This is a genomic window from Xylanibacter muris (genome assembly GCF_013166605.1).
Taxonomy (GTDB): domain Bacteria; phylum Bacteroidota; class Bacteroidia; order Bacteroidales; family Bacteroidaceae; genus Prevotella; species Prevotella muris.
Window position 1 is genome coordinate 84031 of the sequence record NZ_JABKKF010000012.1, and the last position, 8774, is coordinate 92804.

At 34.3% G+C, this 8774-nt stretch carries 7 protein-coding genes; all 7 read right to left on the reverse strand.

The window, feature by feature from the left end; translation table 11 throughout:
* Nucleotides 1–294 precede the first annotated feature (294 nt).
* Nucleotides 295–1047, reverse strand: a complete 753-nt coding sequence (locus HPS56_RS11330) for a WecB/TagA/CpsF family glycosyltransferase (RefSeq protein WP_172276615.1) — start codon at nt 1045–1047, stop codon at nt 295–297.
* 232 nt (nt 1048–1279) lie between these two features.
* Nucleotides 1280–2380, reverse strand: a complete 1101-nt coding sequence (locus HPS56_RS11335) for a glycosyltransferase family 4 protein (protein ID WP_172276618.1) — start codon at nt 2378–2380, stop codon at nt 1280–1282.
* 131 nt (nt 2381–2511) lie between these two features.
* Nucleotides 2512–3753: a Coenzyme F420 hydrogenase/dehydrogenase, beta subunit C-terminal domain gene (locus HPS56_RS11340; RefSeq protein ID WP_172276621.1), complete on the reverse strand. Its 1242-nt coding sequence runs from the start codon at nt 3751–3753 to the stop codon at nt 2512–2514.
* A complete protein-coding gene (locus HPS56_RS13565; RefSeq protein ID WP_172276624.1) occupies nt 3753–4832 on the reverse strand; it encodes a polysaccharide pyruvyl transferase family protein in 1080 nt (359 codons plus the stop codon). The genes HPS56_RS11340 and HPS56_RS13565 overlap by 1 nt, the downstream gene beginning before the upstream one ends.
* Nucleotides 4829–5746 (reverse strand): phosphotransferase, encoded by a 918-nt coding sequence (locus HPS56_RS11350; RefSeq protein ID WP_172276627.1) that lies wholly within the window; start codon nt 5744–5746, stop codon nt 4829–4831. The genes HPS56_RS13565 and HPS56_RS11350 overlap by 4 nt, the downstream gene beginning before the upstream one ends.
* Nucleotides 5743–6969, reverse strand: coding sequence for a glycosyltransferase (locus tag HPS56_RS11355; RefSeq protein WP_172276630.1), 1227 nt, complete (start codon nt 6967–6969; stop codon nt 5743–5745). The genes HPS56_RS11350 and HPS56_RS11355 overlap by 4 nt, the downstream gene beginning before the upstream one ends.
* Complete coding sequence (locus tag HPS56_RS11360; protein ID WP_172276633.1) at nt 6969–8264, reverse strand: hypothetical protein; 1296 nt, start codon at nt 8262–8264, stop codon at nt 6969–6971. The genes HPS56_RS11355 and HPS56_RS11360 overlap by 1 nt, the downstream gene beginning before the upstream one ends.
* Nucleotides 8265–8774 lie beyond the last annotated feature (510 nt).

The window sequence follows — 8774 nt, forward strand, 5'->3', positions numbered from 1 at the left end:
GTGTATCCTTGTACCATTTGTTGAATATGTTATAAGGTACTTTGTTACGTGAGCAAAACTGCTCTACGGAGATGCCGTTCGGCATTGCCTCAGTCTGGTACTGGAAATAGAATCTTTATATAAGTTTTCTGTGCTCAGCAATTTGAAAGCAAGCTTTCATTACGTTCGCTTATCGAAAATTTTCCAAATCTTCGCTACTGTACATAAATCTGATATTTTTGTTCAGCAGCGAAAGTATACCTTTCTAATTTAAGTCATAATTTGAGTACTTACAATCTTTATTATGATACAGCCTCATCCTATAGTAAAGACATTCCACAGAAACTTCACGTTGCCTATGATATATCTCCGCCACATGCGTTGTGGCTCCTTTATCAGACGGTAAAGCCATTCAAGCCCGTTCTTTTGCCACCATGCCGGAGCCCGTTCTACTGTTCCTGCAAAGAAGTCAAACACAGCACCGACAGTACCCACATGGCAATGAATCTTTAGGTCATGCCAATGCGAATATGTCCACTTTTCTTGCTTTGGAGCCGTCATGCCAATCCATAACAAATCAGGGTTGGCATCGTTTATAGCCCTGATTATAGCATCATTGTCCTCCACCGAGAACTCTGGTTTATATGGAGGTGAATAAGTGGCGACATCAAGATGAGGATACTCAACGGTCATGCGCTTTTCTATCAGACCGAGTACCTTCTGTGAGCTTCCCATGAACATCACTTTCAGCCTTGAAGCATCCTTGTCCTTCTCTATCAGCTCCGCACTTCTTTTTTCAAGCCTGTCCATCTCGAAAGCAAAGAGATCCCATCCGGCAACACGCTCCACGGGCTGCGACTTCGCCTTTATCCACTGACATGCCTTCACAATGCTCACCCCGTCAGGAATGAGCACATCGCCATTCATCAGTGCCTCGGCAAACAGACGGTCATTCTGCGCAGTGTTGTAAGAATGTGCATTGATTGTATTTATCAGCAATTTACCATCCGGCAGCCGCTTCAACATTGCATGGCTTTTCAGTATGGTCAAATTCTTTAACCGTAACATGTTATAATGATTTTATTAAAATTATAATCTATATTTATTTCGTTTGACAATAGCGAAAACGATGTATAAACTATTTCGATATTCCCAACCATGTAAAAACAGGATATACGATAGTGTCTATAATCCAATCTATCATGATAAAAACTCCTTATATAAAAGAACTATCGGAAATTATTTTCCTTGTTTTGGAATATAAACGGCAATGACAGTATTACTATCCGTAAACAAAAGACTATGACAGTATTTTTTGAATGATGTCAACTAATCTTATTTCAAATTCGGACAGAGAAAACTCTTTCTCAAACTTTTCTCTTCCATATTTACCCATAGAACGGGATTTGTCTGCATTGCACAACATACAATATAATCGTTCCGCCAACTCTTCTGCCGACTGTCTGTTTACCAACCATCCTGTATTGCCATTTTCTACTATACAGGAAATACCACCCTCTTTTGTTGAGACGCATGGTAAACTATACTGCATTGCCTCCAATAAAACCAATGGGAAACACTCGTTCGAATAAAAAGTCGGGAAAACAAAGATATCCGCATTTTTGAAAAACGCTTCCTTATCTTTTCCGTATTTCCTGCCATTATAAACAGCCACTTCATCCAAGCAACGGTTATGCACCTCTTCTTCAAAACGTGTTTTATCTATTTCTGCTGTTTCTCCACCAACAAAATCACAAACAAACGAGAAACCTCTATCCTTCAATATCTTTAAGGCATCAAGCAAAACAAACACTCCTTTACTTTCAATCAAATTGGAAAGAAACAATAAATGCGGTATATCATTATGTCGCTCTATTCTTTTATCTCCTTCAATATCAGGAATGCCATTCGGACAAATGTAAACATTATCATGCTTTACATATTTCTTCACATCTTGATATAATGCTTCAGCAAGTAAAATTACTTTGATGTTTTTGAAAAACATACGGTACAACAAATCATCAATTTTCTTTTCCTGCCGAGTTGCCACTCCTTTGTTATGATAATGCATCACAACTTTACATCCTAAGCTTTTGACAAGTTGAACAATAATGAAGTCTTTGTAAAAAGCGATTCCACAAGCACTGGGCGTGATATAGACCAATGTCGGCTTGAATCTCAATATTCCAGTTATAACATGATATAGAAGCTTTATAAACTTCCATAGTTTTCGCCAACTGCCTTTACCAATGTCTTGTAAATCTTTTGCAGTAGTAAGATTAATATACTCACAAATATACTTATTGTTCACAAGTTCACTGTCATGAATGTATTTCCCTACCATAGCAGCCCCATGAACAGGGGGAGGCATGTGCAGGACAAATAATATCTTCGTTTTCATTGCTATTCATTTTATTACTATTCATCTACAATGATATATAACTCTTGAAAAAGATACATGAAGTCCCATCTTTATGGGAGAAATTATCCAATACTTTCAATATGTCTTTAAAATCTTCATAGATATAAAGATTATATTTTACAAATTATAGGCCATAGCCATTTTTTTCTTCCCATCCATCGCATACCGCATTTTATTATAACCTTTACAATCTCTTTAAATCCTACATTAGGAACAACAAGAGGTTGATCGTATTTTGGATTTTTCTTGCCTAAAAGACTACGAAGTTTGAAAGAAGCAGTTACGCCAGAACCCTTTTTTTGACGTATAGCATAATCTTGCGAATCTTTTACTATTGTGTAAGAAATTTCATTAAGATGTAAATAGCCATCCTTTACTGCATTCATTAATATACAAGTCCAGTCTGAAGAACGAGAAATTAAGGAATTAATTCCTATATGGTCATTAATATATTCTCCAATATGAATATCGCCAAAACAAACATCTGCCAATTCACCAAAATGATCTATACAGGTTGAGCAACGAGGTACATTAAAAAAACCTCTCATGCCAATCCAATAATTTTGATAAGGAATAGATTTCAAAATTTTTCTATTTTTATCCTCAAAAACCAATTCTCCAAGACATCCATTATCACGGTAGGCAAAACGAGCAACATTCTTTCTGTTAACTCCATATTTATATAGTAAAAAGTCCTGTGAGCGCATAGTACGATTGCTTGAACAATAAATAGCAAAGTAACCAATTATTTGCTCACCAACTTTTTTAAATGTATGGACAAATTTACGCAAAGATTGTATATGACAAGGTAAACCTACAATCACATATTTTCCACCATCTTGCTTTATTTGACTTAAAATGCCTTCATAGCTTGTAACACAATATTTAGAACTTCTTCCATCCAATACATCTTCCCTTGTGCGCGCGATATAAGTACGAGGTGTCATAGGCTGATTTTTTTTATACCCTACTACAACGGCACCGTCAACATACCCTTTATCTAAAAGATAAATCAGAAATTGACTCAGGCAACCGCCTGATGCTGAATGAAAACGAATGTCATAATTGTTACTATAGCCAGAAAAACATTTGTCATAGTATCCAATATATTTCTCTTTGCCCGCAGCTTTCTCCTCAAAAAGTTTGCGACTATAATCGTCAATGTCAATACCCTTTCCTGCACAAACTTTCAGACACAAACCACATTCATTACAATTGCTTTCATCCACAACAGGATGATTCACATCGTTGCCATGATGAATTTTAATACATTTCTTTGCACAAGCATCTTGACACACCCCACATCCCATGCAAAGACCTGCATCAACCACTTTACCAACGTTATTCTTCATTAGCCAAGTTTAATTACAGTGTTCTTGCAAAAATCATATTGATTCAAACTGTCATTAATCATATCGTTTATGACCTTTATATTATATTGAGCGAATAAATCATCCTTTTTCTTCGTGAAAACCTTCATACGCAATTCATCAAAAGAGATGTTTTCAGGAAGAATAGCCCATTCACCTCCAATAGACTTCAAAAAACTCTTGGTCTTACCTGGCCCGCGATAGCTGACAAATGGTGTTTTCACAGTCAATCCCATCAAACCAACATGAAGCATAGACGTCATTATTATATCACAAGATGCTAACACACCTAATAATTGATTAGGACTTTTATAGGCATCTAAAAAAATATTTTTTGATGTTTTATTTGGCATATATTGATAAGTCAAACCGATTTTTAGCATGTGTGTAGTAATGAAGTGGAATTCCATATCATCATGTTCCTCTGCATATCTGTGGATATCAGCCAATAATTGTTTGTCCAAATAACGGCCTTTCTTTAGTTGAAGACAGACTCTGATTTTATTAGTGGGAGGCAATGGTTTAGGTTCGAAGAAATCTGGAGTACGGAAAAGCATATCTGCATGGTAAATAAAGTTTTTTCCAAACGCCTGTTTCATCTGTACTACATCACCAACCAAACGAACTGTTCCATCTACAAAAGCAGGAGATCTAAAGAATTTTATACGCCAACGAGAAAACCAGGTCTCAGGTTTTTTTACCTGACCGTCGCCTCCCATTGAAATAGCGCAAAATTTTACATTAGGATATTTATTAGTAGCAAGAAATAGATTTTTGAAATCAGTTTCATATTCACGTGCTGCCTTATTCAAAATGCGTTTATACCATTTGAAAGGAGTCAACAAAGCCCCACCTGCAATCACAACTAAGTTGACATCTTTACATAATTCATTAACTGTAGAAACGGATTCCAACTGATATAACTTAGCCAGTTCTTCGTCTAACTGAAATAATTTTACTTCATATCCTTGTTTCTGGATATGTTTTGCAAAAGCAATCGCTTGCATATCATCACCCACATTAGCATATCTAAGTGGTGCCCAAATACCTATTTTATTCACTTCTTGTCTTCAAAATTGATTAAACAATCATACCTTTGTGCTATATCAATACTCCCTTTCATAAGCTTAAAGGCTTTTGATTCTACAGCAAAGGCAATCAAATATGGTTTCCAATTGGAAATTCCACAACTTATAAAATATCTTTCGATATATTGTCTATGGTTTTCTATCGCTTCAAGCAAATTCACATTAGGGTTAATTAAGTTTGTTACTTGTGCAATATAAGTAAACAAATCAAACCCTAAAGGTCTGTCTTTTGCTTGTTCCCAATCAATCAATCTAATCCTATCACCTTCTTCTAACATATTCCATGGGCAGAAATCTCCATGACTTAGAGACAATTTCAAATTGTCCTTTGAATATTTTTCTTTTCCTATACGAAATTCTTTTAATTTTATGCATAACTTAAAAATTTCTTCATTGAAAAATGTCTGAGGAGGTCGATGACCATTCAAGAACTCCGCTTTCAGAAAAGCAAAATTCTTATCAAGTTTACTATCAAGTAAGACTGGTACCAAACCGCTATTTTCCAATAACTTATAAATCTGTATTTCATTTTTTGTCAATTCTATAGCCTTGGGTTTTTGACTATATTTAGCAAAGAATTTATTTCCTGAAAAACATTCATATCCGATTATTGAAATCTTTTGCAATGGTCCTGGACTGCCCATATTAAATGACATAATACAATCTTTACCTATTAGTTTGCAAATATCTTTATATGGGAAAGAAAGTTTGTTTACATCAACAACATTCAGCCATCTTACAAATGCGATATTTTTAAATAAAAGCCAATAAACCCGAGAGAGTTTCCCTCCGTAGGTTGAATATAAACCGTATAGCCATTCTTCTTCTTTTTTTATTTTAGGAAAGTAATAACTTGTGGTGAAAGTCTTAAATTTGTACAATGTCATTTTTTTATTTCAAAAAGCCTATTTATTATTTCTTTATAAGTATTGGAAATTGTTTCTTTCCATAGCATTTTCTTTGCGCGGTCTATACATTTATTTCCAACATTAATAGCGAAATCATTATTTGTAGTCAACTTCTCCATTTTAGAAACAATGTCATCTATAATATTTTTGTAATTTTTCCCTTTTGTTTGCACAGTTAATTCTACAAGTTCCTCGCCAAGTATACTTGACGGACCGCCACAATCTAAACAAATTACAGGCATTCCGAAAGATAAGGCTTCCAATACAACATTACCACTGCTGTCATGCATACTTGGAAACAGCATGGCACTACTTGAAGTATAATATTTTTTTAGTTCTGATTGTTCTATCCAAGGGATAATCTTTATCTGTTTTTCTAAATTATTATTACTTGCAAAACTCTTAATATCGTCTGTATTCCCTCTTCCTATCATTGTAAAAGTTGAACAGGGATGCTTTTCTGCATACTGTTGGAAAGCCATCAGTGCTAATTTATAACCTTTCCAATAGGTAAAACGGCCAACATAAAGAAAAGAATTTGTTTTTTTTCTAAATAACTCATCCGAAACATTATTTATACCAATCTCTAATCTAACAAGTATTTTATCATTCCATTTTCTTAAAATACGCTTTGTTTCTTTAGTTTTTGAAAGAATGAGTGAAGCTTTGTTGAAGTTTTTGTGTAAAAGTGGGCTTGTCAATGAGAGACTGTTTGCCAAGCTTCTTACAGCCTCTTTTAATCGTTCTTTAAGAGTGAGCAAAGGTAATAGACTTATAGGAGTTGTTTCTCCTCCTCCTACAGGTCCTATTATGTATGGGATATGCAACTTATATAAAGCACATGCATCACGAAACACTCCAAATGTAATATGATGAGCCATATCAAAATGAAATTGTTGATGCAGTTTCTGTGCAAATCTACTACTACCTTGCAACCATAAGGCATAATAGATATTTATAGGCATCCCATACTTCTTTGCCCATAGTATTCCTTTAGATAAGTCATAATAAAAGAAGTGTAAATTTTCTGGACAAATATTATCCTTCCAATAATCTTCTATTTTTGATTTGTTATTAGTTCTGGTAATGACAAAAATTTCTTTATCTTTATCTTCTGACAAATAAAGCGGCCATTTCCAACCAACTCCCAACTCAGAACCTCGATTCGGTTCACACGCATAAGCTAAAAAAAGAATTTTCATTATTTATATCTTTTAATAGATCTTTCATTAAGAGACTTACAAATAAACAAACATAGTTCGTAAGATATTTCTTTGACATCTCTATTTGTATTCAGTACAATGCAATTTTTCTTTGATTTTGCTAAAGATAGATAAGCTTGGCGTTGGCGTTCTGTTTCAGCGGGTGTAACTTCAGCTTTGCGAGCTTGAATAACCTCTGTTGGACAATCCAATATAACCCAAAGTTCAGGCTTTGGAATAAAACATCTTATGAACCTAACAATCCAACAAGGCGTATCATTTCTATATCGTATAGGATCCACTAAAATATCATCGTAATACCTGTCAAAAATAGTTAAGGTACTTTTTATTTTCATAGGTAGAACATATCTTAGATGTCCTCCGATATAAATATAAAGTAAGTAAATAAGTTTTAACAGCGAGAGTATGAGATTTCGTTTTTTCTGTCCATGTGGATCTTCTACAACTTTAGTTGCTCCCTTATGTGGTTTTGGGAAAAGATGAAATTGTTGCAAACGTCGGAAAGCTGGTTTAATATCTTTTTTGAACTGTTCCATAACTGTTGTTTTACCGCTTCCGTCTGGTCCTAGAACTGTTATTATATAACCAGTAGGATTCAATATACGTTTGATTTTTAGTGCAATATTCTTCAGAATATCTGTTGTCTTTCTACTATGTGAAGAATGTATTCCTTGCTGCAATTTTCTCAAATTATTATGTAGCAAAAGGAAGTTATTTTCATCCATTGATTTTTGAATAACCAATAGATTCTCACCTTTCCAAAACTCTTTTGCTTCCAATAGAGCTTTATCCTTATTAATCAAATATGATGTCCGAATATGCTCATATTGTTCCTCTGAAAGATTTCTCTTATCAACCTTTTTCAGAAGATAATATATAAATTCTTTTTCAGGAGTCAAGACGTGAAAGCCACCTTGCACTGCATCCTTTCTCCCTTCCAAGAGATAATCAGCACTTAATAATTTTCTGCCTTTCCTATAATAATCCGTACAGACATCAGGCTGTATACTGACAATGTCCCCATTGTCAAAATGAAACAGTACATAATAAAATGCCACTATTTCATGCTGAAGCATCTGAACTATTTTTGTTTGGTTATCCTCTATCTGCCAAATTACTTGTTTGAAGGTCTTAATCTCACTTCGTGGTATAATAATATCAATATCACTTCCAATGTTTTCAGGATAACATTCTGTTCTGCCAACCAAAGCATAAGGAATATTGTTTTTATCGATTATCTTAATAAGCTTCTTAAATAATTCTTTTTTATTCATTTTCTTATGAATTTAAAAAATTAAAGTCCTCCTTACTTAACGCTCTTTGATTTTTCACCTTTTTATTATTTTGATTATTATAACCTGCCAAGTATTTGAACCAAAAGGAAAATCTTGCGAAATATACTATAATGATTAAATAAGTTTTTTTTAGTGAAAATGTTCCATCGTAAAATTCATGGGCAATTGCTGTGTTACGGGAATTTCCAGAAAACTCAAATGGACAATACACATTGTGTGTCTTTGAACAAATCCAAACTTCTGATAAATTTCTACAATCTTTGGCTACATAAAGTTTTGCTAACTTTCCTCTAAAAAGTCAAGATTTCCCAAAATCTCTTCCAAGTTAAAGGGCTGATTACCAGAGTAAAATATTTGGTGACATTTCCTTAAGAGGTATAACATTCTAAGCCACGGCGATGCTATGGCTTTCTGATTAAAGATTATTACTTTCCTCTACAGGCTCTTCGGCACTATGTCGGTGTCCAATTCCCACCGGAAGCGTCAGCA